The sequence below is a fragment of the Streptomyces seoulensis genome (assembly GCF_004328625.1).
GTDB classification, from domain to species: Bacteria; Actinomycetota; Actinomycetes; order Streptomycetales; family Streptomycetaceae; genus Streptomyces; species Streptomyces seoulensis.
The window spans coordinates 3698137-3724954 of the sequence record NZ_CP032229.1 but is presented as its reverse complement, the minus strand read 5'-3'; the positions used below and the strand labels follow the sequence as shown (position 1 = coordinate 3724954).

General features: G+C 72.7%; 27 protein-coding genes. 8 read left to right on the top strand and 19 right to left on the bottom strand.

The features are described 5' to 3' along the window. Positions 1-13: 13 nt before the first annotated feature. Together D0Z67_RS17490 and D0Z67_RS17485 are read right to left on the bottom strand one after the other, a co-directional pair. The gene (locus tag D0Z67_RS17490; RefSeq protein WP_031180834.1) at positions 14-532 is read right to left on the bottom strand and encodes a hypothetical protein; all 519 of its coding nucleotides are present in this window, start codon (positions 530-532) and stop codon (positions 14-16) included. Beyond that, a complete protein-coding gene (locus D0Z67_RS17485; protein WP_031180835.1) occupies positions 529-1443 on the bottom strand; it encodes a polysaccharide deacetylase family protein in 915 nt (304 codons plus the stop codon). The genes D0Z67_RS17490 and D0Z67_RS17485 overlap by 4 nt, the downstream gene beginning before the upstream one ends. Before the next feature lie 90 nt (positions 1444-1533). Between D0Z67_RS17485 and D0Z67_RS17480 the strand changes: the two genes are divergently transcribed. Continuing rightward, positions 1534-2718 carry a class I SAM-dependent methyltransferase gene (locus tag D0Z67_RS17480; RefSeq protein WP_031180836.1) on the top strand — a complete coding sequence of 395 codons (1185 nt, stop codon included), beginning with the start codon at positions 1534-1536 and terminating at the stop codon, positions 2716-2718. Positions 2719-2743: 25 nt separating this feature from the next. Here D0Z67_RS17480 and D0Z67_RS17475 read toward each other — a convergent pair whose 3' ends face one another. Beyond that, entirely contained in the window at positions 2744-3766 is a 1023-nt protein-coding gene (locus D0Z67_RS17475) for a LacI family DNA-binding transcriptional regulator (RefSeq protein ID WP_031180837.1), read from the bottom strand. Between the two features lie 118 nt (positions 3767-3884). On the opposite strand from D0Z67_RS17475, the gene D0Z67_RS17470 reads away from it, so the two are divergent. The 4 genes from D0Z67_RS17470 to D0Z67_RS17455 are packed head-to-tail and all read left to right on the top strand — an operon-like array spanning position 3885 to position 9223. Then, on the top strand, positions 3885-5192 hold the full coding sequence (locus D0Z67_RS17470) for an ABC transporter substrate-binding protein (protein ID WP_031180838.1): 1308 nt from the start codon (positions 3885-3887) through the stop codon (positions 5190-5192). Next, positions 5189-6049 carry a carbohydrate ABC transporter permease gene (locus D0Z67_RS17465; RefSeq protein ID WP_031180839.1) on the top strand — a complete coding sequence of 287 codons (861 nt, stop codon included), beginning with the start codon at positions 5189-5191 and terminating at the stop codon, positions 6047-6049. Before D0Z67_RS17470 ends, D0Z67_RS17465 begins: the two co-directional genes overlap by 4 nt. Before the next feature lie 4 nt (positions 6050-6053). Beyond that, positions 6054-6872: a carbohydrate ABC transporter permease gene (locus D0Z67_RS17460; RefSeq protein WP_031180840.1), complete on the top strand. Its 819-nt coding sequence runs from the start codon at positions 6054-6056 to the stop codon at positions 6870-6872. 44 nt (positions 6873-6916) lie between these two features. Then, positions 6917-9223, top strand: coding sequence for a beta-xylosidase/alpha-l-arabinosidase (locus tag D0Z67_RS17455; protein ID WP_031180841.1), 2307 nt, complete (start codon positions 6917-6919; stop codon positions 9221-9223). A gap of 217 nt (positions 9224-9440) precedes the next feature. Here the strand turns inward: D0Z67_RS17455 and D0Z67_RS17450 are convergent, their stop codons facing one another. The 4 genes from D0Z67_RS17450 to tsaB are packed head-to-tail and all read right to left on the bottom strand — an operon-like array spanning position 9441 to position 11944. Continuing rightward, on the bottom strand, positions 9441-9695 hold the full coding sequence (locus D0Z67_RS17450; RefSeq protein ID WP_031180842.1) for a hypothetical protein: 255 nt from the start codon (positions 9693-9695) through the stop codon (positions 9441-9443). Then, positions 9692-10795 carry a tRNA (adenosine(37)-N6)-threonylcarbamoyltransferase complex transferase subunit TsaD gene (gene tsaD / locus D0Z67_RS17445; RefSeq protein WP_031180843.1) on the bottom strand — a complete coding sequence of 368 codons (1104 nt, stop codon included), beginning with the start codon at positions 10793-10795 and terminating at the stop codon, positions 9692-9694. The genes D0Z67_RS17450 and tsaD overlap by 4 nt, the downstream gene beginning before the upstream one ends. Next, a complete protein-coding gene (rimI, locus tag D0Z67_RS17440; RefSeq protein ID WP_031180844.1) occupies positions 10788-11270 on the bottom strand; it encodes a ribosomal protein S18-alanine N-acetyltransferase in 483 nt (160 codons plus the stop codon). The genes tsaD and rimI overlap by 8 nt, the downstream gene beginning before the upstream one ends. Before the next feature lie 17 nt (positions 11271-11287). Continuing rightward, positions 11288-11944 carry a tRNA (adenosine(37)-N6)-threonylcarbamoyltransferase complex dimerization subunit type 1 TsaB gene (gene tsaB, locus D0Z67_RS17435; RefSeq protein ID WP_031180845.1) on the bottom strand — a complete coding sequence of 219 codons (657 nt, stop codon included), beginning with the start codon at positions 11942-11944 and terminating at the stop codon, positions 11288-11290. 132 nt (positions 11945-12076) lie between these two features. Here tsaB and D0Z67_RS17430 point away from each other — a divergent pair, with 132 nt between their 5' ends. Then, a complete protein-coding gene (locus D0Z67_RS17430) occupies positions 12077-12628 on the top strand; it encodes a hypothetical protein (protein ID WP_031180846.1) in 552 nt (183 codons plus the stop codon). Positions 12629-12635: 7 nt separating this feature from the next. Here D0Z67_RS17430 and D0Z67_RS29705 read toward each other — a convergent pair whose 3' ends face one another. The 9 genes from D0Z67_RS29705 to D0Z67_RS17390 all read right to left on the bottom strand — a co-directional run bounded on the left by D0Z67_RS29705 (position 12636) and on the right by D0Z67_RS17390 (position 21921). After that, on the bottom strand, positions 12636-12782 hold the full coding sequence (locus tag D0Z67_RS29705) for a hypothetical protein (protein WP_165507352.1): 147 nt from the start codon (positions 12780-12782) through the stop codon (positions 12636-12638). A gap of 128 nt (positions 12783-12910) precedes the next feature. Next, positions 12911-13423: a tRNA (adenosine(37)-N6)-threonylcarbamoyltransferase complex ATPase subunit type 1 TsaE gene (gene tsaE / locus D0Z67_RS17425; protein ID WP_031180847.1), complete on the bottom strand. Its 513-nt coding sequence runs from the start codon at positions 13421-13423 to the stop codon at positions 12911-12913. Then, complete coding sequence (locus tag D0Z67_RS17420) at positions 13389-14630, bottom strand: alpha/beta fold hydrolase (protein ID WP_031180848.1); 1242 nt, start codon at positions 14628-14630, stop codon at positions 13389-13391. The genes tsaE and D0Z67_RS17420 overlap by 35 nt, the downstream gene beginning before the upstream one ends. A 90-nt stretch (positions 14631-14720) precedes the next feature. Continuing rightward, positions 14721-15875: an alanine racemase gene (gene alr, locus D0Z67_RS17415; RefSeq protein WP_031180849.1), complete on the bottom strand. Its 1155-nt coding sequence runs from the start codon at positions 15873-15875 to the stop codon at positions 14721-14723. A gap of 65 nt (positions 15876-15940) precedes the next feature. After that, a complete protein-coding gene (locus D0Z67_RS17410) occupies positions 15941-17374 on the bottom strand; it encodes a bifunctional ADP-dependent NAD(P)H-hydrate dehydratase/NAD(P)H-hydrate epimerase (RefSeq protein WP_031180850.1) in 1434 nt (477 codons plus the stop codon). A gap of 46 nt (positions 17375-17420) precedes the next feature. After that, positions 17421-17792 carry a holo-ACP synthase gene (locus D0Z67_RS17405; RefSeq protein ID WP_031180851.1) on the bottom strand — a complete coding sequence of 124 codons (372 nt, stop codon included), beginning with the start codon at positions 17790-17792 and terminating at the stop codon, positions 17421-17423. A gap of 23 nt (positions 17793-17815) precedes the next feature. Then, complete coding sequence (glmS, locus tag D0Z67_RS17400) at positions 17816-19663, bottom strand: glutamine--fructose-6-phosphate transaminase (isomerizing) (RefSeq protein ID WP_031180852.1); 1848 nt, start codon at positions 19661-19663, stop codon at positions 17816-17818. A 147-nt stretch (positions 19664-19810) separates the two neighbouring features. Beyond that, a complete protein-coding gene (locus D0Z67_RS17395; protein WP_031180853.1) occupies positions 19811-21022 on the bottom strand; it encodes an acyltransferase family protein in 1212 nt (403 codons plus the stop codon). A gap of 113 nt (positions 21023-21135) precedes the next feature. After that, positions 21136-21921: a hypothetical protein gene (locus tag D0Z67_RS17390; RefSeq protein ID WP_031180854.1), complete on the bottom strand. Its 786-nt coding sequence runs from the start codon at positions 21919-21921 to the stop codon at positions 21136-21138. Positions 21922-22133: 212 nt separating this feature from the next. On the opposite strand from D0Z67_RS17390, the gene coaA reads away from it, so the two are divergent. Both coaA and D0Z67_RS17380 read left to right on the top strand, forming a co-directional pair. Then, positions 22134-23102 (top strand): type I pantothenate kinase, encoded by a 969-nt coding sequence (gene coaA, locus D0Z67_RS17385; RefSeq protein WP_051887629.1) that lies wholly within the window; start codon positions 22134-22136, stop codon positions 23100-23102. Positions 23103-23124: 22 nt separating this feature from the next. Beyond that, a complete protein-coding gene (locus D0Z67_RS17380) occupies positions 23125-24090 on the top strand; it encodes a DUF389 domain-containing protein (RefSeq protein ID WP_031180856.1) in 966 nt (321 codons plus the stop codon). Here the strand turns inward: D0Z67_RS17380 and glmM are convergent. From glmM to rplM, 3 genes are all read right to left on the bottom strand, one after another. After that, entirely contained in the window at positions 24087-25445 is a 1359-nt protein-coding gene (glmM, locus tag D0Z67_RS17375; protein WP_031180857.1) for a phosphoglucosamine mutase, read from the bottom strand. The genes D0Z67_RS17380 and glmM overlap by 4 nt on opposite strands. 179 nt (positions 25446-25624) lie before the next feature. Further along, on the bottom strand, positions 25625-26146 hold the full coding sequence (rpsI, locus tag D0Z67_RS17370) for a 30S ribosomal protein S9 (protein ID WP_031180858.1): 522 nt from the start codon (positions 26144-26146) through the stop codon (positions 25625-25627). Between the two features lie 42 nt (positions 26147-26188). Further along, a complete protein-coding gene (rplM, locus tag D0Z67_RS17365) occupies positions 26189-26632 on the bottom strand; it encodes a 50S ribosomal protein L13 (RefSeq protein WP_030811719.1) in 444 nt (147 codons plus the stop codon). Positions 26633-26818: the final 186 nt, after the last annotated feature.

Below are 26818 nucleotides of genomic sequence, written 5' to 3'. Positions count from 1 at the left end.
CGGGCTGAGGTGCCTAGAGGTAGTCCGTCAGCTTTCCCGGCGTCAGGTGCCGCTCCCGGGCCTCCTTCAGCACCTGCGCCGTGCGCTCGGCCAAGGTGCTCTCCCCGCCCGGGGTGATGCGGATGATGTCGCCCGGGGTCAGGTGTCGGGGGGTACCCCGGTAGACGAGGCGGCCGTGGCGGGTGGTCCTGGCGCGCCAGCGGGCGGGGGCTTCGGCGCGGGTGAGGACGGTGACCGGCAGGTGGAGTTCGCCGACCAGGGTGGCCAGCCTCCGGTCCCGTTCGGCCCCCGCGCCGTAGGTCAGGAAGACGACCCGGTCGGTCGTGGCCACGTGGTCCGCCATACGCGTCCCCGTCCGGGCCAGGAGGGGGCGGACCTGCGCCGGGGCGGAGTGGCGGACGCCCTGCGCGGCCTTCTTGCCGAGGCGTTCGATGGGGTCGACCGACTGGGCGCAGCCGGTGAGCAGCAGTGCGGCCGAGGCGAGCGCGACGGCCCGTGCCGCACGGACGGCCGGCCGCGCCCCGCGCCTCACAGGTAGTCCTCCAGGCGCGCCACGGCGTATCCCTCGCGGGTGACCTTGTTCAGGAAGCGGCGCATGTCGTCGACCATGGTGCCGTCCCAGTCGCTGGTGCCCCGGAAGTGGGTGAGGACGATGTCGCCCTTGCGCAGCCGCTGGTCGTCCTCGCGGTACTCCCAGTGGTCGACGTAGACCTCCTCGTTCCAGATCGGCGCGTACTTGATGCCGCAGGACTTGGCCGCGCGCAGGGTGTCCTGGTTGTAGTCGCCGTAGGGCGGGCGCAGGACCTCGGGGCGCTTGCCGTACTGCTTCTCCATGATGTCCTGCATGCCGCAGATCTCCTGGCGCTGCTGCTCGTAGGAGAGGCCGGGCAGGTAGGGGTGGGTCAGGGTGTGGTTGTCCAGCGTGTTGCCGTACGCCTGGCTCTTGCGGAAGTAGCCGTAGTCGTCCTTCACCAGGTAGTTGCTGAGGAAGGCGGTGTACGGGACCTTCAGTTCCCGCATCATCTCCAGGAAGCGGGGGTCCTTCTCGGCGCCGTCGTCGATGGTGAGGAAGACGATCTTCTTGTCGGTGGGGACGGTGGTGAAGACCGGGGGGAGGTTCTCGTCCTCCTGGTGGTCCACCTGGAAGCCCGCGCGCGCGGTGATCCTCGGCTTGACCTTCGGCGGGGCCGGAGCCGTGAGCGGCACCTGGTCGAGCCGCCACTTGCGGGCCGCTGCCACCATGCGCCGCTGCTCCGCGAGGCGGGCCGAGGCGGCGTCAGGGGCCTTGGCGGGGCCCCCCTGCCCGGCGGGGGCGGAGCCCGTGGCGCCGGAGCCCGAGCAGCCGGTGAGCACGGCGGCGGTGGCCAGCGCGGCGACCGAACAGCGCACGGCGAGGGACCGTGAACTGGCCCGGAATTTGTCATTTTGTCTTACATGTCGCATGGTGCCGGATCCTGGCAGGACCCCGCCCCGATCCCGGCCCGACACCGCCGCCGGAGGCGTACGGTCCACCGACTGGCCCACAATGAGCCGGTGAACGACCAGCTCTCCCCCCTCCAGGGATTCCACGCGCTGCGCACCGACGAGGGCCGGGCCCTCCTCGACGAGGTGCGCGGCACCGCGCCGGCCGACGAACTCGCCGTGGCCACCCGGCTGCGCCGCACCCACCCCGCCGGGCTGGTGTCGGCCGCGCTCGGCCAGGCCCGGCTGCGCCGGCGGGCGGAGGCCAAGTTCGGCGCGGCGGACGCGCGGGCGATGTTCTTCACGCCCAACGGGGTCGAGCAGTCGACGCGGGCGAGCGTGGCCGCGTACCGGGCGGAGCGGATGCGGGCGCTCGGTGTCACCTCGGTGGCCGACCTCTGCTGCGGGATCGGCGGCGACGCCCTCGCCCTGGCCCGCGCGGGCATCCGGGTCCTCGCGGTGGACCGGGACCCGCTGACCGCGGCCGTCGCGCGGGCCAACGCCGAGGTGCTGGGCCTGGGCGACCTGATCGAGGTGCGCGAGGCCGACGTCACCGAGGTCGGCACCGCCGGATACGACGCGGTGTTCGTGGACCCCGCCCGGCGCGGCGGACGCGGCCGCATCTTCGACCCCGAGGCGTACTCGCCACCCCTGTCCTGGGCCGTGGCCACCGCGCTCGCCGCGCCCCGCGCCGCCCTGAAGATCGCCCCCGGCATCCCGCACGAGGCGGTGCCCGCCGAGGCCGAGGCGGAGTGGATCTCGGACGGGGGTGATGTGAAGGAGGCCGTGCTCTGGTTCGGCACCGGATCACCCGGCGGTGTCCGCGCCACCCTCCTCCCCGGCCCGCGCACCCTTGAGGGCCGGGGCCTGCCCGACCCGGCGGTGCGCCCGCCCGGCCGGTACCTGTACGAGCCGGACGGCGCGGTGATCCGGGCGCATCTGGTCGCGGAGGTCGCAGAGGAGCTGGGCGGCGGCCTGCTGGACGAGACGATCGCCTACATCACGGCCGACGAACTCCGCCCGACGCCGTACGCCAACGCCTACGAGATCACCGACCGGATGCCGTTCAACGTCAAGAAGCTGAAGGCGCTGCTGCGGGAGCGCGGGGTCGGCAACCTGACCGTGAAGAAGCGCGGCTCGGCGGTGGAGCCGGAGGAACTGCGCCGCAAGGTCAAGCCGCAGGGGCCCAACGCGGCGACCGTGTTCATGACCCGGGTGGCGGGCGCGCCGACCATGCTGATCGGGCACCCGGCCTAACGGCTTCGAAAGTTTCGAGACGCCGTCAGGGAGCGGCGGTGCTCGACCGCACCACCAGGCTGGTCGCCAGCTCCAGCCGGGTCGCCGTCCGCTCCCGCTCCCCGCGTCCCAGCTCCAGCACCAGCCGTGCCGCCGCCTCGGCCATCTCGGTCAGCGGCTGGCGCACGGTGGTGAGCGGCGGGCCCACCCAGCGGGCGACGGGCAGGTCGTCGAAGCCGACGACGCTCACGTCCTCCGGTACCCGCAGCCCGAGTTCGCGGGCGGCCTCGTACAGGCCGAGCGCCTGGAGGTCGTTGCCCGCGAAGACGGCCGTGGGCCGGTCGGGGCGGCCGAGCAGGTCGAGGCCGAGGCGGTGGCCGGACTCGTGGTGGAAGTCGCCCTCCAGGATCAGCGCCGGGTCGGCGGGCAGCCCGGCGGTGTCCAGCGCGGCCCGGTAGCCGTCGAGCCGGGCGCGGGCGCACATCATGCGCGAGGGCCCGCCGATCGCGCCGATCCGGGTGTGGCCGAGGTCGATCAGATGCCGGGTGGCGGCCAGCCCGCCCTGCCAGTTGGTGGCGCCGACCGAGGGCACGTCGGCCCCCGGGTCGCCCGCCGGGTCCATCACCACGAACGGCACCGAACGGCTGGTCAGCAGCGCCTGCTGGGCCGCGTCGAGCCCGGACAGCACCAGGATCACCCCGTGCGGCCGGCGTCCGGCCACCTGGTCGGCCCAGGTGCGGCCCGGTGTCAGGCGCCCGGCGCTCTCGGAGAGGACCACGCTCAGCCCGGCGTCGCGGGCCACGTTCTCCACGCCCCGGATGACCTCCATCGCCCAGGCGCTCTCCAGCTCGTGGAAGACCAGGTCGATCAGCGGCGAGCGGCTCACCTCGGCACGCCTGCGCCGGTAGCCGTGGGTGCGCAGCAGCTCCTCGACCCGGGTGCGGGTGGCGGCGGCCACGTCGGCCCGGCCGTTCAGCACCTTCGAAACAGTCGGAGCCGACACCCCGGCCTCTCGGGCGATCTCGGCGAGCGTGGCGCTCCGCTTCGCTGCGGTCTTCGGCGGTTCCATGGCCGCGATCGTATCCCTGCGCGACCCCTTGACGAACCCTCAGGAGGGCCTTACGTTCCCGGAACATTCGAGTTGTCGCTCGAAACTTTCGGCCGCGATCATGAGGGGTGCCCGGCACATGGAGACCTACAGCAGACGCTGGTTCCTCGGCGCGAGTACCACCGCCCTCGTCTCGGCCGCCGGTCTCACCGCCTGCGGCTCGGGCGGCTCCGGCGGCTCTGACGGCACCCTCACCGCGTTCGTGTACGGCGACGACGCGGCCAAGGTGCAGGCGAAGGCGGTCTCCCGCTTCAACTCCTCGGCGGCGGCCCGCGAGACCAAGGGCAGCCTCCGGCTGGAGAAGGTGCCCGGCGCCGAGTACCCGGCCAAGCTGCGCACCGCGATGGGCTCCCCGAACGCCCCCGACGTGTTCTTCAACTGGGGCGGCGGCTCCATCAAGGCGTACCGGGAGGCCGGCCAGATCCTCGACCTCACCGATGTCATCGCCGGCGACCCGGTACTGGGGGACGGTTTCCTGCCCTCCGTCCTCGACGCCGGCGCGCTCGGCGGCCGGAAGTACGGCATCCCGATGCGCGGCATGCAGCCGGTGATCCTCTTCTACAACAAGACCCTGTTCGCCGAGCACGGCCTGAAGCCTCCCGCCACCTGGGACCAGCTCCTCGACAACAACGCCAAGCTCAAGAAGGCCGGGATCACCCCCTTCGCCCTCGGCGGCGCCGACATCTGGCCCGAACTCATGTGGCTGGAGTACCTGGTGGACCGGATCGGCGGCCCGAAGGTCTTCGACCGGGTCAAGAACGGCGACCCGGCCGGCTGGGGCGACCCCGCCGTGCTGAAGGCGGCCCGGACGGTACGCGAACTCGTCGACGACGGCGCCTTCGGCAAGGGCTTCAGCTCGGTCGCGTACACCAACGGCGGGGCCCCGGCCGCGCTGGCCAAGGGCAAGGCCGCGATGCATCTGATGGGGTCCTGGGAGTACTCCACCCAGCTCGGCAAGTTCCCCGACTTCGCCCGCAAGCAGCTCGGCTGGTGCCCGTTCCCCACGTTCGACGGAGGTGCCGGTGACATCCGCAACGTGGTCGGCAACCCCACCAACTACTGGTCCGTGAACACCCGTACCCGCAACAAGGACACCGCGCTCGCCTTCCTGCGGACCTGCGCCTCGGACACCTACGCCCGCGAGCTGATCGCCAACGGGGACGTGCCCGCCACCGCCGGCGCCGACAAGCTGCTGGACGCCTCCCCCAGCCCCGAGTTCGCCCGCTTCCAGTACCGGATGGTCCGCGAGGCCCCCGCCTTCACGCTCAGCTGGGACCAGGCGGTCGACCCGGACGCGGCCACCCCGATGCTCACCGAGGTCAACAAGCTGTTCGTCGGCAAGTCCTCGCCGGAGCGGTTCGTGGCGGCGCTGAAGGAGCTGAAGTGAGCCACCAGCGAGGCGCCGGACGCCCGCACCCCTCCTGGGCGCTGCCCGCCGTGCTGTTCTTCGGCTTCTTCGCCCTGGCCCCGATGGCCCTGGCGTTCGGCCTGTCCTTCACCACGTGGAACGGCCTGGGCGAGCCCCGCCCGGCCGGACTCGCCAACTGGCACGCCCTGCTGACCGACGGCCGGCTGGCCCGCTCGCTGGCCGTCACCGTCGCGCTGACCGTGGTGAGCTGCGCCTTCCAGACGACCGCCGCCCTGCTCCTCGGCGTCTGGGCGGCGGGCCCGCAGCGCAACCGGGCGGTGCTGTCGGCGGTGTTCTTCGTACCGTTCCTGCTCTCCTCGACCGCCGTCTCGCTGCTGTTCTACGCCCTGCTCGACCCCAACTTCGGCATCGTGCCCGGCGACACCCTCGGCACCACCTCCGGGGCGTTCCTCGCGCTGGTCTTCGTCGGCGGCTGGCAGTTCATCCCGTTCCACACCCTGATCTACCAGGGCGGCGCCCGGCAGATCCCCGAGGTGCTCTACCAGGCGGCCGCGATCGACGGCGCCGGACGCCTGCGCCGGTTCCGTTCCATCACGCTCCCCCAGCTCCGCAACACCGCGGCGACCTCGCTGGTGCTGATGGTGGTCGGCTCGCTGACCTACTTCGAGACCGTGCTGATCCTCACCCAGGGCGGCCCCGGCACCGACACCGCGATCCTGCCGTACCTGATGTACGAGGCGGGCTTCAAGAGTTACGACTTCGGCTACGCGAGCGCCATCGCGTCCTTCCTGGTCGTGGCCGCCACCACGCTGTCGCTGCTGCTGGTCCGGGTGACCGGCTTCGGCGCCATGCGCAGCACCCGGGAAGGGATGTGAGGCCGTGAAGCGCCCGGCCAACCCACTGGCGGGCCTGGGCGCGGTGATCTGGCTCGCCGTCGTCCTCGTCCCGGTCTACGTCATGGTGTCGGTGTCCCTGACCCGCCAGGACGAGGCGCTCGGCAGCAACGCCCTGCGCCCGCCGCGCCACCCCACCCTCGCCAACTACGGCACCGTCCTGGCGGGCGGCTTCGGCCACTTCCTGGGCAATACCGTGCTGGTCGCGGCCGTGGTGGTGGGGATCGTCCTGGTGCTGTGCGTCCCGCTGGCGTACGTCGCCGTGCGCACCCGCGGCTTCTGGTCGGGCGGCGCGTTCCGGCTGTTCCTGCTGGGCGTCGCCGTCCCCGCGCAGGCGGTGGTGGTCCCGCTCTACCTGATGATCACCAAGCTGAACCTGTACGACAGCCTGCTCGCCGTCGCCCTGCCGACCGCCGCCTTCGCCATGCCGGTCTCCGTCCTGGTCCTCACCGGCACCCTGCGGGACATCCCCGAGGAGCTGTACGAGGCGATGGCCCTGGACGGCGCGTCCCCGGCCAGGATGCTGTTCCGGCTGGTCGTACCGCTGGCCCGGGGCGGCATCGGGACGGTGGTGGTCTACGCGTCCCTCCAGGCGTGGAACGGCTTCCTCTTCCCGCTGATCTTCACCCAGTCCGAGGACAGCCGGATGCTCACCCTCGGCCTGTTCACCTACGTCAGCCAGTTCGGCGTGGACATCCCCGCCCTGCTCGCCTCGGTCGTCCTCTCCGGCGTCCCCGTGTTCGCCGTCTACCTGGTGGCCCGGCGCACCCTGGTCGGCGGCCTGATGGGCGCGGGCGGCAAGTGACCCCCTTCCGCCACGCCTCCCCCACGTCTCACGACAGGAGTTCCATGACCTCCGCCGCCTGGCGCGACCCCGCCCTGCCCGCCGCCGAACGCGTCGAGGACCTGCTGTCCCGGATGACGCTGCGCGAGAGGACCGCCCAGCTGTACGGCGTCTGGGTGGGCGCCGGTCCGGACGGCGGCGAAGTCGCCCCGCTGCAGAGCGAGATGAGCGCGGTGCCGGACTGGGACGAGCTGATCGCGCACGGCCTCGGCCAGCTGACCCGCTCCTTCGGCACCGCCCCGGTGGAGGCCGGCCAGGGCGCCCGTGCGCTGGCCGCAGCCCAGCGCCGGATCGCCGCCGCCAACCGCTTCGGCATCCCCGCCCTCGCCCACGAGGAGTGCCTGGCCGGGTTCACCGCCTGGGGCGCCACCGCCTACCCGGTGCCGCTCGCCTGGGGCGCCTCCTTCGACCCGGAGCTGGTGGCCGAGGTGGGCGCCCGCATCGGCGCCGACCTGCGCGCGGCCGGCGTCCACCAGGGCCTCGCCCCGGTGCTGGACGTGGTCCGCGACGCGCGCTGGGGCCGGGTGGAGGAGACGGTCGGCGAGGACCCGTACCTCGTCGGCACGGTCGGCGCCGCCTACGTACGCGGCCTGGAGTCGGCCGGGATCGTGGCCACGCTCAAGCACTTCGCCGGGTACGCGGCCTCGGCGGGCGCCCGGAATCTGGCGCCGGTGCGGGCGGGCGCGCGGGAGCTGGCCGATGTGACGCTGCCCCCGTTCGAGCTGGCGCTGCGCGAGGGCGGGGCCCGGTCGGTGATGGCCGCGTACACCGAGACCGACGGGGTGCCCGCCTCGGCCGACGCCCGGCTGCTGACCGGGGTGCTGCGCGAGGAGTGGGGGTTCACCGGCACGGTGGTCGCGGACTACTTCGGCATCGGCTTCCTGCGCACCCAGCACCGCCTCGCCGAGGACCGCGCCGGCGCCGCCCACCTGGCGCTGGAGGCAGGCGTGGACGTGGAACTGCCCACCGTGGACTGCTACGGCACGTCGCTGGTTGACGCCGTCGAGGCGGGCCGCGTCCCCGAGGCGCTGGTGAACCGGGCGGCCCGCCGGGTGCTGCTGCAGAAGTGCGAGCTGGGTCTGCTGGACCCAGACTGGGACCCGGAGCCGGCCGGTCCCGTCGTCCTGGACTCCCCCGAGGGGCGGACGCTGGCCCGGCGGCTGGCGGAGGAGTCGGTGATCCTGCTGGAGAACCCGGCGGGGCTGCTCCCGCTGAGCCCCGGCGCGAGCGTCGCGGTGGTCGGCCCGCGTGCCGCCGATCCGCTGGCCATGCTGGGCTGCTACTCCTTCCCGGCCCATGTCCTCCCCCACCACCCCGGGGTCGCGCCGGGCATCGGGATCCCGACCGTGCTGGAGGCGCTGCGGGCCGAACTCCCCGATTGCGAGGTCACGTTCACACAGGGCTGCGGGGTGTCGGACCCGGACTCCTCCGGGTTCGCCGGGGCGGTGGCCCGCGCGGCGGAGGCCGATGTGTGCGTGGCGGTGCTCGGCGACCGGGCCGGGCTGTTCGGACGCGGCACCTCGGGCGAGGGCTGCGACGCGGCCGACCTGAGCCTGCCGGGCGTCCAGGGCGAGCTGCTGGACGCACTGGTGGCGACCGGTACGCCGGTGGTGCTGGTGCTGCTCACCGGGCGCCCCTACGCGCTGGGCCGCTGGGCGGGCCGGCTCGGCGCGGTGGTGCAGGCGTTCTTCCCCGGCGAGGAGGGCGGCTCCGCGCTGGCCGGGGTCCTGGCGGGCCGGGTGAACCCCTCCGGGCGGCTGCCGGTGAGCGTGCCGCGTACGCCGGGCGGCCAGCCGTGGACCTACCTCCAGCCGCCGCTGGGTCTGGCGAGCGAGGTCAGCAGCCTCGACCCGACCCCGCTGCACCCCTTCGGCCACGGCCTGTCGTACACCTCCTTCACCTGGACGGACTTCGGCCCGCCGGAGGCGGAGACCGGCACCGACGGCTCGTACGAGGTGACGGTGACCGTGCGCAACACCGGGGACCGGGCAGGCGCGGAGGTGGTCCAGCTCTATCTGCACGACCCGGTGGCCTCGGTGACCCGGCCGGACGTACGGCTGGTCGGTTATCAGCGGGTCGGGCTGGCGCCCGGCGAGGCCCGCCGGATCACCTTTGCCTTCCACGCCGACCTGGCGTCCTTCACCGGCCCCGCCGGGGTACGGGTGGTCGAGCCGGGGCTGCTGGAGCTGCGGCTCGGCCCGTCCAGTACCGAGGTCCGGCACACCACCCGGCTCCGGCTGACCGGGCCGGTGCGGGAGGCCGGGCCGGACCGGGTGCTGCGCTGCGGGACCTCGGTGGCACCGGTGGAGTAGGCCGGGAACGGCGAAGGCCGCCCCGGTCGGAACCGGAGCGGCCTTCGTGCTGGAGCGCTGGGCAGGGATTGCACCTGCATTTCCCCGCAGGAAGCGGGGCGTCTTGACTTGGACCACCAACGCGCGGCGTTCGTACCGGAGTTGTTCCGGCCGTTCGCTGTGTGATGATCATAGCGCGTGATCGCGGAGGTGCGCCACCCGAGCCGGACCGGGCCCCTCAGTCGTCGACCGGCTCGAACCGCCACCGGTGCACCGGCCGGGACACCAGCTCCGCGTCCGGCGCCGGGAGTTCCGGCACGTCCGCGTCGTAGGCCGCGTCCCACCAGGTGATGACCAGGACCCGGTCGCCCGGCGCGCGGAAGGTCTCGCGGCGCAGCGGGCTGCCGTCGAGCCGCTGCGCGCGGGCCCAGGCGAGGAGTTCCCCGCCCCGGCCCTCGGCGGCCTTCGCCTCCCACATCAGGGCGACGCTCACGAGTACAGGTTCTCCTTGCTGACCTCGTGCACATGGTCGTGGTCGTGGCTGTGCCCGGTGCCCGGCACATGCGGGTCGGTCACCGGCAGGGAGGAGTCGGCGGACAGGTCCCAGTCGGAGGCGGACCGGTTGCGGGCGACCATCTCGGCGCCGAGCGCGGCCACCATCGCGCCGTTGTCCGTGCACAGCTTGGGGCGCGGCACGCGCAGCCGGATGCCGGCCGCCTCGCAGCGCTCCTGGGCAAGCGCCCGCAGCCGGGAGTTGGCCGCGACACCGCCGCCGATCATCAGGTGGTCCACGCCCTCGTCCTTGCAGGCGCGCACCGCCTTGCGGGTCAGCACGTCCACCACGGCCTCCTGGAAGGACGCGGCCACGTCCCGCACCGGCACCTCCTCGCCGGCCGCGCGCTTCGCCTCGATCCAGCGGGCCACGGCGGTCTTCAGACCGGAGAAGGAGAAGTCGTACGCGGGGTCGCGGGGGCCGCTCAGGCCGCGCGGGAAGGCGATGGCCGTCGGGTCGCCCTCGCGGGCGTAGCGGTCGATGACCGGGCCGCCGGGGAAGCCCAGGTTCAGCACGCGGGCGATCTTGTCGAACGCCTCGCCGGCCGCGTCGTCGATGGTCGCGCCCATCGGCCGGACGTCGGAGGTGATGTCGGAGGAGAGCAGCAGCGAGGAGTGGCCGCCGGAGACCAGCAGGGCCATGGTCGGCTCGGGCAGCGGGCCGTGCTCCAACTGGTCCACGCAGATGTGCGAGGCGAGGTGGTTCACGCCGTACAGCGGCTTGCCGAGGGCGTAGGCGTACGCCTTGGCGGCGGAGACTCCGACCAGGAGGGCGCCCGCGAGGCCGGGACCGGCCGTGACCGCGATGCCGTCCAGGTCACGGGCGGTGATGCCCGCCTCCTTCAGGGCGCGGTCGATGGTCGGGACCATCGCCTCCAGGTGCGCGCGTGACGCCACCTCGGGCACGACACCGCCGAAGCGGGCGTGCTCGTCGACGCTGGAGGCGACCGCGTCGGCGAGCAGGGTGGTGCCGCGCACGATGCCGACGCCGGTCTCGTCGCAGGAGGTCTCGATGCCGAGGACGAGAGGTTCGTCAGCCATTGATCTCGGTTCCTTGTACGTCTTCCAGGGAGGAAGAGGGGTCGGTCAGGCGCATCACCAGGGCGTCCACGTTGCCCGGCTGGTAGTAGCCGCGCCGGAAGCCGATGGGGGCGAAGCCGAAGCGCTCGTAGAGCTTCTGGGCGCGGGTGTTGTCCACCCGGCACTCCAGCATCACCTCGGCGCACTCGAAGGCGGTGGCGGCCCGCAGCAGCTCGGTCAGCAGGCGGGCGCCGAGGCCGGTGCCCTGCTGGTCGCGGGCGACGGCGATGGTCTGCACGTCGCCCAGGTCGCCGGAGGAGGCGAGCCCGGCGTACCCGACGAGCCGGGCGCCGTCCTCCGCGACGAGGTAGCGGCGGGTGGCGCCGTCCCCGCGCGCGTGGGCCAGCTCGGACCAGAACATCCCCCGCGACCAGGCGTCCTCGGGGAACAGGTCCTTCTCCAGCTCCAGGACCCGGTCGATGTCCCACCAGCGCATCTCGCGCAGCTTCGCGGTCACTTGGGGGTGACCACCTTGTAGTTCTTCGGCACCTGGGCGTCGGGCCTGCGCAGGTACAGCGGGCGGGGCTCGTCCAGCTCCTGCCCGGCGGCCAGCCTCTCGGCGGCCAGCGAGGCGAGCGCGGCGGCGGAGACGTGCTCCGGCTCGTGCACGTCGGGGAAGGCGTCCGGGTAGAGCAGCGCGCCCGCGCCCACGGCGGGCAGCCCCGCGACCTGCTCGGCGATGTCGGCCGGGCGGTCCACGGCCGGGCCGGTGAGCCGGGTGCGGGAGTCGGCGTACGTCGCCCAGTAGACCTCCTTGCGGCGGGCGTCGGTCGCCACGACGAAGGGGCCCTCGGTGATGTCGGCCGCGTACGCCAGACCGTCCAGCGTGCACACGCCGTGCACGGGGACGCCGAGGGCGAGCCCGAAGGTGTCGGCGGTCATCAGGCCGACCCGCAGCCCGGTGTAGGGGCCGGGTCCGGTGCCGACGACGATGCCGGTGACGGCGTCCAGCTTGACCCCGGCGGCGGCGAGGACGCGGTCCACGGCGGGCAGCAGCAGCTCTCCGTGGCGGCGGGCGTCCACCTGGCTCGACGAGGCGACGACGTCCGTCCCGTCGTGCAGGGCGACGGTGACGGCGGGGGTGGCGGTATCCAGAGCGAGCAGAAGCACGCGAACAGCCTACGGCGCCGACGGCTCGCGCACGCCCGTCCCGGTCGGACCGTCACTGACTGCTACGGTCTGTATGAATTACGACAAAGTCCGCGAACCGCAACGGGTCGGTACGAGACAGGGGTGGCGCACGTGACAGGGACCAGCTCGGGGATCGTGGCCGGACTCGTCGCGGTGTCCGTCGGCACCGTCGGCATCCTCGCCTACCGGGCCGACGCGACCGTCCCGGCGAGCCTGCGCACCCCCTCGGCGAGCGCCTCCCCCTCGGTGGCCGTCACCAAGGCCCCGCGCGACCGCCGCCACCCCACGGCGCTGCCGGCCGACTCGGGCAAGGGCGAGCGGGTCGTGTACTCGGTCGACGACGACCGCGTCTGGCTGGTGAACGACCACAACCGGGTGACCCGCACCTTCGGCGTCCGCCCCGGCGGCGTCGACCCGGTCCCCGGCTCCTACTGGGTGACCTCCCGCTCCAACGCCATCACCGGCAGCGACGGCCTCCCCGTCGAACACGTCGTCCGCTTCACCCAGGTCAACGGCGTCACCGTCGGCTTCAGCGCCGCCACCCGCAACCAGTCCCCCGACCCCGGCGCCCCCCACACCGGCGCCATCCGCGAAACCCGCCCGGACGGCGAGGCGATGTGGCAGTTCGCCACGATCGGGGTGCCGGTGGTGGTGATCCGATGACGTGGCTTTACGCCGCTTCGCGGTGGACCGGCGCGTGTTCGACCGGGTCCGGGGGCGGAGGTGGGGTGGAGACGGCCTTGGCCGCCGCGCAGGACGCCAGCAGGGCTCGCATGGGGACCTGGGGGGTCGGCTCGGGGCGGTGCGGAGCGGGCATGGGGCGCCTCCTGAGCTGCGGGGGCGGGCGGAGTTAGGTATGCCTAACTACGGGCTGGGTACCATGTGACCACGCCCGGTACGTCCCGCGCAATACGTTTCCGACAGCCTGTCGGGATATCGGCGTCCTCAGCCCGCGAGCGCGTCCAGGTCGGTCTTCGCCCAGCGGTCCCCGAGCCCGGTCAGGGTGACGTGGCGGACCTCGTCGGTGGTGTCGCCGACCGCGCGGTGGATGAGGATCTGCAGCCGGTCGTCGGTGAGTTCCTCGACCTTGCCCTCGCCCCACTCCACGACGATGACCGACTCGGGCAGGGACACGTCGAGGTCGAGGTCCTCCATGTCGTCCAGGCCGCCGGAGAGCCGGTAGGCGTCGACGTGGACCAGCGGCGGTCCGTCCACCAGCGAGGGGTGGACCCGGGCGATGACGAAGGTCGGCGAGGTGACCGCGCCGCGCACCCCGAGCCCCTCGCCGAGCCCCCGGGTCAGCGTCGTCTTGCCCGCGCCCAGCTCCCCGGTGAGCATCACCAGGTCGCCCGCGCGCAGCAGCCCGGCCAGTCTGAGGCCCAGCTCCCGCATCTGCTCGGGGGAGGTGACGGTGAGCCGGATCTCAGCCGGGTTGTGCGGTACTGCTGCCTCGTCCATAGCCGCTAACGGTAGCTCCTGCCGGGACGGCTCCCGCGCGGGTCAGCAGGTCCGCGAGCCGGTCGGTGACGACCTCGGGGTGCTCCAGCATCACCAGATGCCCGGCGTCCGGCACGAGCACCAGCTCGGCGTCGGGCAGCAGGTCCGCGATGGCCTCGCTGTGCTCGCTCGGCGTGACCAGATCCCGCACCCCGGCCAGCACCAGCACCGGCATGTCCGTGAAGCAGGCCAGCGCGTCGGTCTTGTCGTGGTCGGTGAAGGCCGGGTAGAACTCCGCGACCACGTCGATCGGCGTGGACTCGATCATCCGCTCCGCGAACCGCGCGATCGCCGGGTCGACGTCCCGCCCCGCGAACGAGTACCGCTTGATCACCCCGGCGAACAGCTCCGCGGTGGCCCGGCGCCCCTTCTCCACCAGCTCCGCCTGCTGCCCCAGCGCCTTCAGTACGCCCGGCAGTACGCGGCGCACCGCGTTCACCCCGGCCACCGGCAGCCCGAAGTTGACCTCGCCGAGCCGCCCGGAGGAGGTGCCGACGAACGCGGTGGCGACGACCCGCTCCCGGATGTACTCCGGGAACTGCGCGGCCAGTGCCATCACCGTCATCCCGCCCATCGAGTGCCCCACCAGCACCACGGGCCCCTCGGGCACCGCCGCGTCCAGCACCGCCTTCAGGTCCCGGCCGAGCTGGTCGATGGTGACGGGCAGCCCGTCGCGGGTCTGGGCCACGCCCCGCCCGGACTCCCCGTGGCTGCGCTGGTCCCAGTGGACGGTGCGGACGACGCCGCGCAGGGCGGCCCGCTGGAAGTGCCAGGAGTCCTGGCCGAGGCAGTAGCCGTGGCAGAAGACGACGGTCACCGGGGCGGGCGCCTTGCGGCCGAAGAGCCTGCGGCGGCGCGGGGAGACGTGCGGGCCGGGGTCGGGCTCGACGTCGTCGACCTCGTAGTACAGCTCGGTGCCGTCGTCGGCGGTCGCCCTGCCGGGGGTGCCGCGCAGGGTGCCGTAGGGGCCGGTGGAGTCCAGCGCCAGGGCGGCCTTGCGGCGCATGCCGCGGCCGACCGTCATCCGCTCTATGGCCACCCCGGCCGCCGCGCCCGCGGCGAGGACGCCTATCGCGGCGCCGGCGAGACCGGTCGCCTTGCGCCAGCCGCCGGACGCGGCCGTCGCGGCCACCGCGTCCACCACGGCCTTGGCACTGCTCTCGCTCACGTACCGTTCCCTCCTCGCCGTCCTGCCGTCCTGCCCGGGCCGGTGCGCCCCGGAGCTACCGGACAGTAGCGTGCCCGGTACCCGCGAGGGTCATCCGTTCAGATGGACGCGGGGCACGCGGGTGCCGATCCGGGTGACGATCTCGTACGCGATCGTGCCGCACACCTGCGCCCAGTCCTCGGCGGTGGGCTCGCCCCGGTCGCCGGGGCCGAACAGCACGGCGCGGGTGCCCGGTTCGGGCTCGTCGCCGCCGAGGTCGACCACGAACTGGTCCATAGCGACCCGCCCCGCGACGGTCCGCAGCTTGCCCTCGATCAGCACCGGCCCGCCGCCCGAGGCGTGCCGGGGGATGCCGTCGGCGTACCCCAGCGGCACCAGGCCGAGGGTGGTCTCGCCGGGGGTGACGTAGTGGTGGCCGTAGCTGACGCCGTGCCCGCCCGGCACCCGCTTGACCAGCGCCAGCGACGCGCTCAGCGTCATCACCGGGCGCAGCCCGAAGTCGGCCGGGGTGCCCAGCTCGGGGCTGGGCGAGATGCCGTACATCGCGATGCCGGTGCGGACGAGGTCGAAGTGGGTCTCCGGAAGGGTCAGCGTGGCCGGGGAGTTGGCGATGTGCCGCACCTCGGGCGCCACGCCCCGCTCCTCGGCGTACGCCACCATCTCGCGGAACCGGGTGAGCTGGGCGGCGATGGAGGGGTGGCCGGGTTCGTCGGCGCAGGCGAAGTGGGACCACAGTCCGGTGACCTTGACCAGCCCGGCGGCCTCGGCGTCGAGGGCCGCGCCGACCAGTTCGGGCCAGTCCTCGGGCCCGCAGCCGTTGCGGCCGAGCCCGGTGTCGGCCTTGAGCTGCACCCGCGCGGTACGGCCCGCCGCGCGCGCCGCCTCGGTGACCTCGCGCAGCGCCCACATTCCGCTGACCGCGACGTCGAGGTCGGCCTCGATCGCCTGCCGCCAGGGCCCGCCGGGCACCCAGAGCCAGCACATGATCCGGCCCGGCAGTCCGGCCGCGCGCAGCGCGAGGGCCTCCTCCGGGGTGGCCGTGCCCAGCCAGGTCGCCCCGGCGTCCAGGGCCGCGCGGGCGCACGGCACGGCACCGTGGCCGTACGCGTCCGACTTGACGACGGCCATCAGGTGCGCGCCCTCGGCACGGGCGCGCAGCGCCCGGACGTTGGCGCGCAGGGCACCCAGATCGATCTCGGCGCGGGCGCGCAGGGGCGCGGTCGGCACAGCGGAAGTCTCGTTCATGGCGCCCCCAGTCTCTCAGAGGGCGTCGGCGGCCCCCGGCCGCACTCCTCGGCGATCCGCCGTGCTCAGTCCCGTACGACGTCCCGCCAGGCGTCGGGCAGGTGCTCGGTGATGTCCAGGGCCGCGATGGGGGCACCGCGCGAGGCCAGGCGGCCGGCGAGGCCGTGGAGGTAGGCGGCGACGCTGCCCGCGTCCAGCGCGGACAGGTGGGAGGCGAGCAGTGATCCGGCGAGCCCTGACAGCACGTCACCGCTGCCGGCCGTGGCCAGCCAGCCGGTGCCGGTGGAGTTGACCCGGACCGGGCCGCCGCCGGGGTCGGCGACCAGGGTGGTGGAGCCCTTCAGCAGCACCGTCGCCCGGTAGGTGGCGGCCAGTTCGCGCACCGAGGTCAGCCGGGCCGCCTCGACCTCCTCGCGGCGCACCCCCAGCAGGGCGGCGGCCTCGCCCGCGTGAGGGGTCATCAGGGTCGGCGCGGTGCGCCCGCGTACGAGGTCGCGGTCGGCCAGGCGCAGCCCGTCGGCGTCCAGCAGCACGGGTACGTCGGCGCCGAGCACCTTCGCCACGGTCGCCGCGTCGTCCCCGGCGCCCGGTCCCACCACCCACGCCTGCACCCGACCCGCGTGGTCGGGGCCCTGGTCGGAGACGAGGGTCTCGGGGAAACGGGCGATGACCGCGTCCCCGGCGGGGCCGACGTACCGTACGGCGCCCGCGCCGCCGCGCAGGGCGCCGGAGACGGCGAGGACGGCGGCGCCCGGGTAGCGCGCGGAGCCGGCGGCGACGCCGAGCACCCCGCGCCGGTACTTGTCGCTCTCCGCGCCGGGCCGGGGCAGCAGCCGGGCCACGTCCTCGTGCTGGAGCGCCTGAAGTACCGGGTCCGGGGGGAGTTCGAGGCCGATCCCGACGAGCCGTACCGTCCCGGCGTACTCCCGGCCGGGGTCGATCAGCAGGCCGGGCTTGTAGGCGCCGAACGTGACGGTGAGGTCGGCGCGTACGGCGGCGCCGGACACCTCGCCGGTGTCCGCGTCGACCCCGCTGGGCAGGTCCACGGCGACGATCGCGGCCCGCGCCCGCTCGGCGGCCGAGGCGAGGCGGGCGGCGTCGGGCCTCAGGCCCCCCTTGCCGCCGATGCCGACGACTCCGTCCACCACGAGGTCGGCCCGCTCGATCGCGCCGAGCGCCCGCTCGGGGCCGATGACGGCGCCGCCCGCCCGGCGCAGCGCGGCGAGGCCGCCCTCGTGGGCGCGGTCGGGCGAGAGGAGGACGGCGGTGACCCCGGCGCCGCGCCGGCGCAGCCGGGCCCCGGCGTACAGCGCGTCGCCGCCGTTGTCGCCGCTGCCGACCAGCAGCACCACCCGGCTGCCGTACACCCGCCCGAGGAAATCGGCGCAGGCGGCGGCCAGTCCGGCGGCCGCCCGCTGCATCAGGGTGCCCTCGGGCAGCCGGGCCATCAGGGCGCGCTCGGCGGCCCGTACCGTCTCCACGCTGTACGCACGTCGCATGGGTCCGAGTCTGCCCCCGGTGCGCGGGCCCGCGCACCCGGATGGTTCACGCCTCGGCGATCACCACGGCGGAGGCGACGCCCGCGTCATGGCTGAGCGAGACGTGCCAGGACCGCACCCCCAGCTCGGCCGCGCGGGCCGCGACGGTGCCCTTGACCCGCAGCCGGGGCTGCCCGCTGGCCTCGACGTACACCTCGGCGTCGGTCCACAGCAGCCCGGCGGGGGCGCCCAGCGCCTTGGCGAGGGCCTCCTTGGCCGCGAAGCGGGCGGCGAGCGAGGCGATCCCGCGCCGCTCCCCGCCCGGCAGCGTCAGCTCCGCCGCGACGAACAGCCGGGCGGCCAGGTTGGGGGTGCGCTCCAGCGCCGCCCGGAACCGGTCGATCTCGGCCACGTCGATCCCGACCCCGATGATGCTCATGCCGGGAGCCTACGGCGGCCGGGCTACTCGACCGTCACCGACTTCGCCAGGTTCCTCGGCTGGTCCACCTCGTTGCCGCGCGCGGTGGCCAGTTCGCAGGCGAACACCTGGAGCGGCACCGCCGAGACCATCGGCTGGAGCAGCGTCGGCGTGGCCGGGACGCGGATCAGGTGGTCGGCGTACGGGACGACCGCCTCGTCGCCCTCCTCGGCGATGACGATGGTGCGGGCGCCCCGGGCGCGGATCTCCTGGATATTGGAGACGATCTTGTCGTGCAGCACCGAGCGGCCGCGCGGGGAGGGCACGATGACGACGACCGGCAGGTCCGGCTCGATCAGCGCGATCGGGCCGTGCTTCAGCTCGCCGGCCGCGAAGCCCTCGGCGTGCATGTAGGCGAGTTCCTTGAGCTTGAGGGCGCCCTCCAGGGCGACGGGGTAGCCCACATGGCGGCCGAGGAAGAGCACGGTGTTCTTCCCGGCGAGGGAGCGGGCGAGTTCCCGTACCGGCTCCATGGTCTCCAGGACCCGGTCGACCGCGCCGGAGATGCGGGAGAGGTCGCGCACGACGTCCCGGATCTCGTCGCCCCACTTGGTGCCGCGCACCTGGCCCAGGTAGAGGGCGACGAGGTAGCAGGCGACCAGCTGGGTCAGGAACGCCTTGGTGGAGGCGACGGCGACCTCGGGCCCGGCGTGCGTGTAGAGCACGGCGTCGGACTCGCGCGGGATGGTCGAGCCGTTGGTGTTGCAGATGGCGAGCACCTTGGAGCCCTGCTCGCGGGCGTGCCTGAGCGCCATCAGGGTGTCCATGGTCTCGCCGGACTGGGAGATGGCGATGACCAGCGAACGCCCGTCCAGGATCGGGTCCCGGTAGCGGAACTCGCTGGCCAGCTCGACCTCGCAGGGGATGCGGGTCCAGTGCTCGATGGCGTACTTGGCGATCATCCCGGCGTGGAAGGCGGTGCCGCAGGCGACGATGACGACCTTGTCCACCTCGCGCAGCTCGGCCGCTCCGATCCGCACCTCGTCCAGGGTGAGCGAGCCGGCCGGGTCGATGCGGCCGAGGAGGGTGTCCGCGACCGCCTTGGGCTGCTCGGCGATCTCCTTGAGCATGAAGTAGTCGTAGCCGCCCTTCTCGGCGGCCGAGGCGTCCCAGTCGACGTGGTAGGCGCGGACCTCGGCGGGGCTGCCGTCGAAGCCGGTCACGGTGACGCCGTCGCGGCGCAGCTCGACGACCTGGTCCTGGCCCAGCTCGATCGCCTCGCGGGTGTGCGCGATGAACGCGGCCACGTCGGAGGCGAGGAACGTCTCGCCCTCGCCGACGCCCACCACCAGCGGGGAGTTGCGGCGGGCGCCCACGACCACGTCCGGCTCGTCGGCGTGCACCGCGACCAGGGTGAACGCGCCCTCCAGACGGCGGCACACCAGCCGCATCGCCTCCGCGAGGTCGGCGCTCGCGGAGAACTCCTCCGCGAGCAGGTGCGCGACCACCTCGGTGTCGGTCTCGGAGGCCAAGTCGTGGCCGCGCTCGGCGAGTTCGGCACGCAGGGCGGCGAAGTTCTCGATGATGCCGTTGTGCACGACCGCGACCCGGCCCGCGTTGTCCAGGTGCGGGTGGGCGTTGGCGTCCGTGGGGCCGCCGTGGGTGGCCCAGCGGGTGTGCCCGATGCCGGTGGCGCCGGCCGGGAGCGGGTGTTCGGCCAGCTCCTTCTCCAGGTTGACCAGCTTCCCGGCCCGCTTCGCCGTGGCCAGGCCGCCGTCCGCGAGTACCGCGACACCGGCCGAGTCGTAGCCCCGGTACTCCAGCCGCTTCAGCCCGGCCATCACGACATCGAGCGCCGACCGCGCCCCTACGTATCCCACGATTCCGCACATGTGCCGCAGCCTACGGTCCGTCAGCGATCGGAAACCGCTTCCGCGTGCCCGGATTCGGAAATTTTCACCCGGGTACGGAGGCCGAAAGAGACAAAAAAAGGGGGCACCGCGGGAACGTCGTCCACGCGGTGCCCCTCTTCGCGGGGCTCAGCCTCGGCGGACCGCCGGGGCCTCCAGGCCGAAGGAGGCGCTGTTGAGCCAGCGGCGCATGTACTTCGCTATCGGGCGCTCCACCAGCCGGTGCACCACGTAGGCGAGCAGGACCAGCGCGGCCACCGTGCACACCACCAGCAGGCGGGGGTCCATCCGGTCACCGAAGTGATGGGCGACGGTCAGGCCGATCACGTCGTGCAGCAGGTACAGCGGGAAGGTCATCGTCCCCGCCACGCTCAGCCAGCGCCACTGGATGCGGCTGGTCCAGCCGAGCGCGATGGCGGCGATCAGCGCGAAGAAGCCGGTGATCGTCAGCACCAGCCAGCCGCGCCACGGGTGCCAGGTGTCCCAGTCGAGCCGGCCGCCGTGCGGGGTGAGGATGAAGTGCATCGCCAGCAGCCACGACATCAGCACGATCCCCCACAGCAGCGGGGTCGCCCGGAACCGGTACATCAGGTAGAACGCCATGCCCGCGATGAAGAACGGCGCGGAGACCGGGTTGACCAGCACCGTCAGCAGCGGCAGATGCGCGGCCGGGGCCAGCACCGCGGCGACCGTCCAGATACCGGCGAAGACGGCGACACGGGTGTACGTCAGCCCCTTCCACACCACGATCGAGAACGTCAGGTAGAAGCACAGCTCCGGCCAGAGCGTCCAGTACACCGAGTCCAGGTCGTCCACGCCCAGCGGCTTCTGCAGCATCGTGAGGTTGGCGAAGATCACCCTCGGGTTCGGGTGCCCCATCGGGGTGTCGAACAGGTAGATGACGGCCGTCGACACCAGCACGCCGATCCAGTACATCGGGTACAGCCGGGTCACCCGGGAGATGAAGAAGTCGCGGGGCGAGCGGCCCCAGGCGCTCATGCAGATCACGAAGCCGCTGATCAGGAAGAACAGGTCGACCCCGAGCCGGCCGAAGGCCAGATAGCGGTGCGAGTCCGGGAAGATCGCCTGGTACGGGCGCCCCCAGATGTGCTCCATCGTGCCCGGCGTCTGCCCGGTGAAGTGGAAGACCACCACCGCGACGGCGGCCAGGAACCGCAGCCCGTCCAGCGCGGCAAGACGCTGCCCCTTCGCCCGCGCAGTGGGCGCGGCCTCCTTCGGCTCCGACGGTGCCTGTGACACCGGAACGTGGACGCTGACGGCCTCCTCCATGTGTCGCTCATCGGCCGTGACGGCCACGGCCGTGTCATCCCTCTGGGTCATCCATCCACCGTTTCAGTGCCGGGCTCTGCATACGTGCTGTGCGAACTTACGTTCACACGACACGTGGGCGGGAGAAAAGTTGCCCTGCCGTCTCAGAACAACTCCCTCACCCCTCAACCCAGCTTGGCCACCTGAGCGCCGATGACGTCGGCCGGAACCTGGTAGTCCTGGCCGGCGGTCATGGCGGCCATGTTGATCGTGCTGAAGGTGGCCAGGGTGGCGCCCTCACGGATCACGACGACCTTGACCGGGGCCTTCACGCCCTCGTCGGCGGCCATGGTCAGGGTCAGCGCGACACCCTCGTCCCCACCCTGCGGGGCGGCGGTGGTGGCGACCGCGGGGAACTTCGTCTTCTCGCCGTCGATGGTGGCCGTGAAGCCGCCCGCGCACTTGCGCGCGGCCGTGCTCAGCCCCTTGAGGGCGGCCTCGGCCGCACCGCCGTCGTAGGACGCGAGACCGATCAGCGTCTTGTTCACGTCGAGCGCGGCCAGCAGGGCGTCCTCGGGCTTGCTGCCGGCCGCCGGCTTCTTCGGCGTGCCGAGCCAGGACCGCTTCGCCGTCGCCGCGGGCTCACCCTGCGCCACGCCCGCCTGGGCACGGGCCAGCGGCAGGCACGCCGCGTCGTCGGCGGTGACCTTGCCCGCGGCGATGTCGTCCCTCGCCGGGACCTTCGCGGTGACCTTGCCGCTCTTCACGTCCGACTGCGCGAGCGCGGCCTTCTCCAGCTCGGCGCCGGTCAGCGCCCTGGCCGCCGGGGCGGCCGCGGCGGTGGACGAGCCCTCCCCCTTGCCATCGGCCGCCTTGTCCGAGTCACCGGAGCCGCCACAGGCGGTGGCGAGCAGGGCCAGTGCGGCGGCGGACGCGGCCAGGACGGTACGGCGGACGGCGGTGGCACTCATGTGAACACTCTTCTCTTCGGCGCTTTCCCCGCGCTTTGCGCACGATTGAGACACACATTACGTACGGCCGACACACAAATGATCATGGCGATGGCAACCGGAGGCGGACCGTGACGGCAATGTGATCTCCATACCGGGACGCGTGACGCACCCCACGCTCGTCCCCGTTCAAACAGCGTTAACAATGGAATGTGATCTCACCGGTCTCCGCGATGCCCCGGAGCGCCCACCGGCACAGGCCGGAGGCGACTCCCTACGTCGATCTCACCCGCGCCGAATGGAGCGCGCTGCGCGACAAGACGCCGCAGCCGCTCACCGCCGAGGAGGTGGAGAAGCTGCGCGGCCTCGGCGACGTCATCGACCTCGACGAGGTGCGGGACATCTACCTCCCGCTCTCCCGGCTGCTCAACCTCTACGTCGGCGCCACCGACGGCCTCAGAGGCGCCCTGAACACCTTCCTGGGCGAGAAGGGCTCCCAGTCCGGCACCCCCTTCGTCATAGGCGTGGCCGGCTCGGTGGCCGTCGGCAAGTCCACCGTGGCCCGCCTGCTCCAGGCCCTGCTCTCCCGGTGGCCCGAACACCCCCGCGTGGAGCTGGTCACCACCGACGGCTTCCTGCTGCCCACCAAGGAGCTGCAGGCCCGCGGACTGATGTCCAGGAAGGGCTTCCCCGAGTCCTACGACCGCCGCGCCCTGACCCGCTTCGTCGCCGACATCAAGGCCGGCAAGGACGAGGTCACCGCACCGGTCTACTCCCACCTGATCTACGACATCGTCCCCGGCGAGCGTCTCACCGTGCGCCGCCCGGACATCCTCATCGTCGAGGGACTCAACGTCCTCCAGCCCGCCCTGCCCGGCAGCGACGGCCGCACCCGGGTCGGTCTCGCCGACTACTTCGACTTCAGCGTGTACGTCGACGCGAGCGGCGAGGACATCGAGCGCTGGTACCTGGAGCGGTTCAAGAAGCTGCGCCAGACCGCGTTCCACAACCCGTCCTCGTACTTCCGCAAGTACACCCAGGTCTCCGAGCAGGAGGCGGTGGACTACGCGCGCATGCTCTGGCGGACCATCAACAAGCCCAACCTGACCGAGAACATCGCCCCCACCCGCGGCCGGGCCACCCTCCAGCTCCGCAAGGGCCCCGACCACACCGTGCAGCGACTCCGGCTGCGCAAGCTGTAGCCGGGGACGGTTGGATGGGCGCATGCTGCATCTGCGCCTGATCGTCCCGTCCGACCGCACGGACGAGGTGGTGCGCCTGATCGAGTCCACGGTCGGCGCCGTCCACCTCGTGGTGCTGCCCGGCGCCGCCCGCGACCCGGCCGGGGACGTGGTGATGTGCGACGTGGCCCGGGAGGCGGGCGACGGCCTGCTCTCCCGGCTCCAGGACCTCGGCATCGACCGCACCGGCTCGATCGCCGCGGACAACGTGGACCTGTCGCTGTCGACACGCGCCGACCGCGCCGAGGAGGAGGCGCCCGGCGAGGCCGCGGACGCCGTGCTGTGGCAGCACCTGGTGGAGGAGACGCACGAGGAGTCGACCCTCTCGGTGACCTACGTCGCCTTCCTCGCCATCGCCACGATGATCGCGGCCTGCGGTGTGGTGCTGGACAACGCGGTGCTGATCGTCGGCGCGATGGCGGTGGGCCCGGAGTTCGGACCGCTGGCGGGGATCAGTACCGCGCTGGTGCGTGGGAAGCCCCGGCTCGCGGCGCGATCGCTGATCGCGCTGGTGGTGGGCTTCGCCGTGGCGATGGCGCTCACCGTCGGCTTCAGCGTGCTGATGGACCTGCTCGGCCAGTTCAGCAAGGACCAGTTGGACGGGTCCCGGCCCAACACCGGGTTCGTGTACGCGCCGGACGCGTTCTCGTTCGTGGTGGCGCTGCTCGCGGGGGCGGCGGGCACGCTCTCGCTGACCTCGGCCAAGTCAGGCGCGCTGGTCGGCGTGGCCATCTCGGTCACCACCGTGCCGGCCGCCGCGAACGCGGCCGTGGCCCTCGCCTACGGGGACACCACGCAGACCGTCGGCTCCAGCGAGCAACTGTTGCTGAACCTGTTCGGCATCGTGGTGGCGGGCGTGCTGACCCTCCTGGCCCAGAAGGCGTTCTGGGCCAGGAAGGGCAGGAAGAGCGCGCAGGGTACAAAGGGCGGCAAGCCCGAAACGGCTTAGCCCAGCGCCGACTTGACCGCGTCCGCCAGCCGCCCGGCGACCGTGCGGGCCTGGTCGATGTCGGCGGCCTCGACCATCACGCGGACCAGCGGCTCGGTGCCCGAGGGGCGGAGCAACACCCGCCCGGTCTGCCCGAGTTCACGCTCGGCCTCGCCCACGGCGGCCGCGAGGTCGGCCGAGGTGCCCACCCGCGAGCGGTCCACGTCCGGGACGTTGACCAGCACCTGCGGCAGCCGGTCCATCACCGAGGCCAGCTCACGCAGCGCCCGGCCGGTCTCGGCGACCCGCGCCGCCAGCAGCAGCCCGGTCAGCGTGCCGTCACCGGTGGTGGCGTGGTCCAGGATGATGACGTGCCCGGACTGCTCGCCGCCGAGGGCGTAGCCGTGCTCCTTCATCTCCTCCAGCACGTACCGGTCCCCCACGGCCGTCTGCACCAGGCGGATGCCGGCCCGCTCCATGGCGAGCTTGAAGCCCAGGTTGGACATGACGGTGGCCACGACGGTGTCGGCGGGCAGCGCCGAGCGCTCCCGCATCGCCAGCGCCAGCACCGCGAGGATCTGGTCGCCGTCGACCTCCTCGCCGGTGTGGTCCACGGCCAGGCAGCGGTCGGCGTCCCCGTCGTGCGCGATGCCGAGGTCCGCGCCGTGCTCCAGCACGGCGGCCTTCAGCAGGTCCAGGTGGGTCGAGCCACAGCCGTCGTTGATGTTGAGGCCGTCCGGCTCGGCACCGATGGTGACGAGGGTCGCACCGGCACGGGAGAACGCCTCCGGGGAGACACCGGCGGCCGCGCCGTGCGCCTCGTCCAGGACGATCGTCAGCCCGTCGAGCCGGTTGGGCAGTACCGACAGCAGGTGGGAGACGTACGTCTCCGAGCCCGCCTCGTAGTCACGGACCCGGCCGACCCCGGCGCCGGTGGGGCGCTCCCAGGGCTCGCCGTGGCGGTGCGACTCGTAGACGGCCTCGATACGGCCCTCCAGCTCGTCCGCGAGCTTGTGGCCGCCGCGGGCGAAGAACTTGACGCCGTTGTCCGGCATCGCGTTGTGGCTGGCGGACAGCATCACACCGAGGTCGGCGCCGAGCACTCCGGTCAGGTGGGCGACGGCGGGGGTGGGCAGCACACCGACGCGGAGCACGTCCACGCCCGCGCTGGCGAGGCCCGCGACGACGGCGGCCTCCAGGAACTCCCCGGACGCACGCGGATCACGGCCCACCACGGCGGTCGGCCGATGGCCCTCGAACGTGCCCGCCTCGGCCAGCACGTGCGCCGCCGCGACGGACAGGCCGAGCGCCATCTCGGCCGTCAGGTCCGCGTTGGCGACGCCACGCACGCCGTCGGTACCGAAGAGTCGTCCCACTTGTCCTCCCGAGAAAGCGTCACTGCTGCCAGGAATCATGGCATGCGCCCGAGCATCCGATCACACAAGACTTTGAGCGTCTTGTGTCGTTATACGCCCTTGGCGGAGATAAACGAACGCCCCGGCGGCACACAGGGCGTGCCGCCGGGGCGTTCGGAGTACGCGCGAAGCGCCGCTGTTTAGCGCTTGCTGTACTGCGGAGCCTTGCGGGCCTTCTTGAGACCGGCCTTCTTGCGCTCGACCGCACGGTCGTCGCGCTTGAGGAACCCGGCCTTCTTCAGGGCGCCGCGGTTGTTGTCGACGTCCGCCTCGTTCAGCGCACGGGCGACACCGAGACGGAGCGCACCGGCCTGACCGGAGACACCGCCACCCGCGATGCGGGCGACGACGTCGTAACGGCCCTCGAGCTCGAGCACCTTGAAGGGCTCGTTGACTTCCTGCTGGTGCACCTTGTTCGGGAAGTAGTCCTCGAGGGTGCGACCGTTGATCTTCCACTTGCCGGTGCCCGGGACGATCCGGACGCGGGCGATGGCGTTCTTGCGACGGCCCAGGCCGGCGGCCGGCTGGGGCTCGCCGAAGTGGGACGCGAGGGACTCCGACGTGTACTCGCCCTCGACGGGGAGCTCGGTCTCGGTGGTGTAGCTCTCGATGTCGACGAGCTCAGTCTCTTCGAGCGGCTGCTCGGGGGTGGTCTCGGCCACGATTCTCCTCAGATTCTCTTCAGTCTTAAAGGGTGGCCGGAATTACTGCGCGACCTGGGTGATCTCGAACGGCACCGGCTGCTGGGCAGCGTGCGGGTGCTGGTCACCCTTGTAGACCTTCAGCTTCGAGAGCATCTGACGGCCAAGGGAGTTCTTGGGGAGCATGCCCTTGACGGCCTTCTCGACGGCCTTCTCGGGGTTCTTGTCCAGCAGCTCGTCGTAACGGACGGAGCGCAGACCACCCGGGTAGCCGGAGTGGCGGTAAGCCATCTTCTGGGTCCGCTTGTTGCCGGACAGGTGCACCTTGTCGGCGTTGACGACGATGACGAAGTCACCGGTGTCGACATGCGGCGCGTAGATCGGCTTGTGCTTGCCCCGGAGAAGGGTCGCGGCGGTGGTGGCGAGACGACCCAGGACGATGTCCTGAGCGTCGATGACGTACCACTGGCGCGTCACATCGCCGGGCTTGGGGCTGTACGTACGCACGGTTCGTAGCCTTCGCTTCGAGTGAATGGTCCTGAACAGGTCACCGAAACGATCACGACAGCCTGGATCACACTGCGGTGACGCAACCGCGTGCTGATCGCTGGTCATCGGCCCGGTGGACCGGTGTAAGGGCCCGTCCCGTGAGAATGAGCAAGCCAATACACAACGAGGAGCTAGGTTACTAGC

Excerpts from the sequence above, each read along its gene's own strand:
- D0Z67_RS17485 (WP_031180835.1), bottom strand. The coding sequence starts at position 1,443 with ATGCGACATGTAAGACAAAATGACAAATTCCGGGCCAGTTCACGGTCC.
- D0Z67_RS17475 (WP_031180837.1), bottom strand. The coding sequence starts at position 3,766 with ATGGAACCGCCGAAGACCGCAGCGAAGCGGAGCGCCACGCTCGCCGAG.
- D0Z67_RS17470 (WP_031180838.1), top strand. The coding sequence starts at position 3,885 with ATGGAGACCTACAGCAGACGCTGGTTCCTCGGCGCGAGTACCACCGCC.
- D0Z67_RS17455 (WP_031180841.1), top strand. The coding sequence starts at position 6,917 with ATGACCTCCGCCGCCTGGCGCGACCCCGCCCTGCCCGCCGCCGAACGC.
- tsaD (WP_031180843.1), bottom strand. The coding sequence starts at position 10,795 with ATGGCTGACGAACCTCTCGTCCTCGGCATCGAGACCTCCTGCGACGAG.
- rimI (WP_031180844.1), bottom strand. The coding sequence starts at position 11,270 with ATGCGCTGGTGGGACATCGACCGGGTCCTGGAGCTGGAGAAGGACCTG.
- D0Z67_RS29705 (WP_165507352.1), bottom strand. The coding sequence starts at position 12,782 with ATGCCCGCTCCGCACCGCCCCGAGCCGACCCCCCAGGTCCCCATGCGA.
- tsaE (WP_031180847.1), bottom strand. The coding sequence starts at position 13,423 with ATGGACGAGGCAGCAGTACCGCACAACCCGGCTGAGATCCGGCTCACC.
- alr (WP_031180849.1), bottom strand. The coding sequence starts at position 15,875 with ATGAACGAGACTTCCGCTGTGCCGACCGCGCCCCTGCGCGCCCGCGCC.
- D0Z67_RS17410 (WP_031180850.1), bottom strand. The coding sequence starts at position 17,374 with ATGCGACGTGCGTACAGCGTGGAGACGGTACGGGCCGCCGAGCGCGCC.
- D0Z67_RS17405 (WP_031180851.1), bottom strand. The coding sequence starts at position 17,792 with ATGAGCATCATCGGGGTCGGGATCGACGTGGCCGAGATCGACCGGTTC.
- glmS (WP_031180852.1), bottom strand. The coding sequence starts at position 19,663 with ATGTGCGGAATCGTGGGATACGTAGGGGCGCGGTCGGCGCTCGATGTC.
- D0Z67_RS17395 (WP_031180853.1), bottom strand. The coding sequence starts at position 21,022 with ATGACCCAGAGGGATGACACGGCCGTGGCCGTCACGGCCGATGAGCGA.
- D0Z67_RS17390 (WP_031180854.1), bottom strand. The coding sequence starts at position 21,921 with ATGAGTGCCACCGCCGTCCGCCGTACCGTCCTGGCCGCGTCCGCCGCC.
- coaA (WP_051887629.1), top strand. The coding sequence starts at position 22,134 with ATGCCCCGGAGCGCCCACCGGCACAGGCCGGAGGCGACTCCCTACGTC.
- D0Z67_RS17380 (WP_031180856.1), top strand. The coding sequence starts at position 23,125 with ATGCTGCATCTGCGCCTGATCGTCCCGTCCGACCGCACGGACGAGGTG.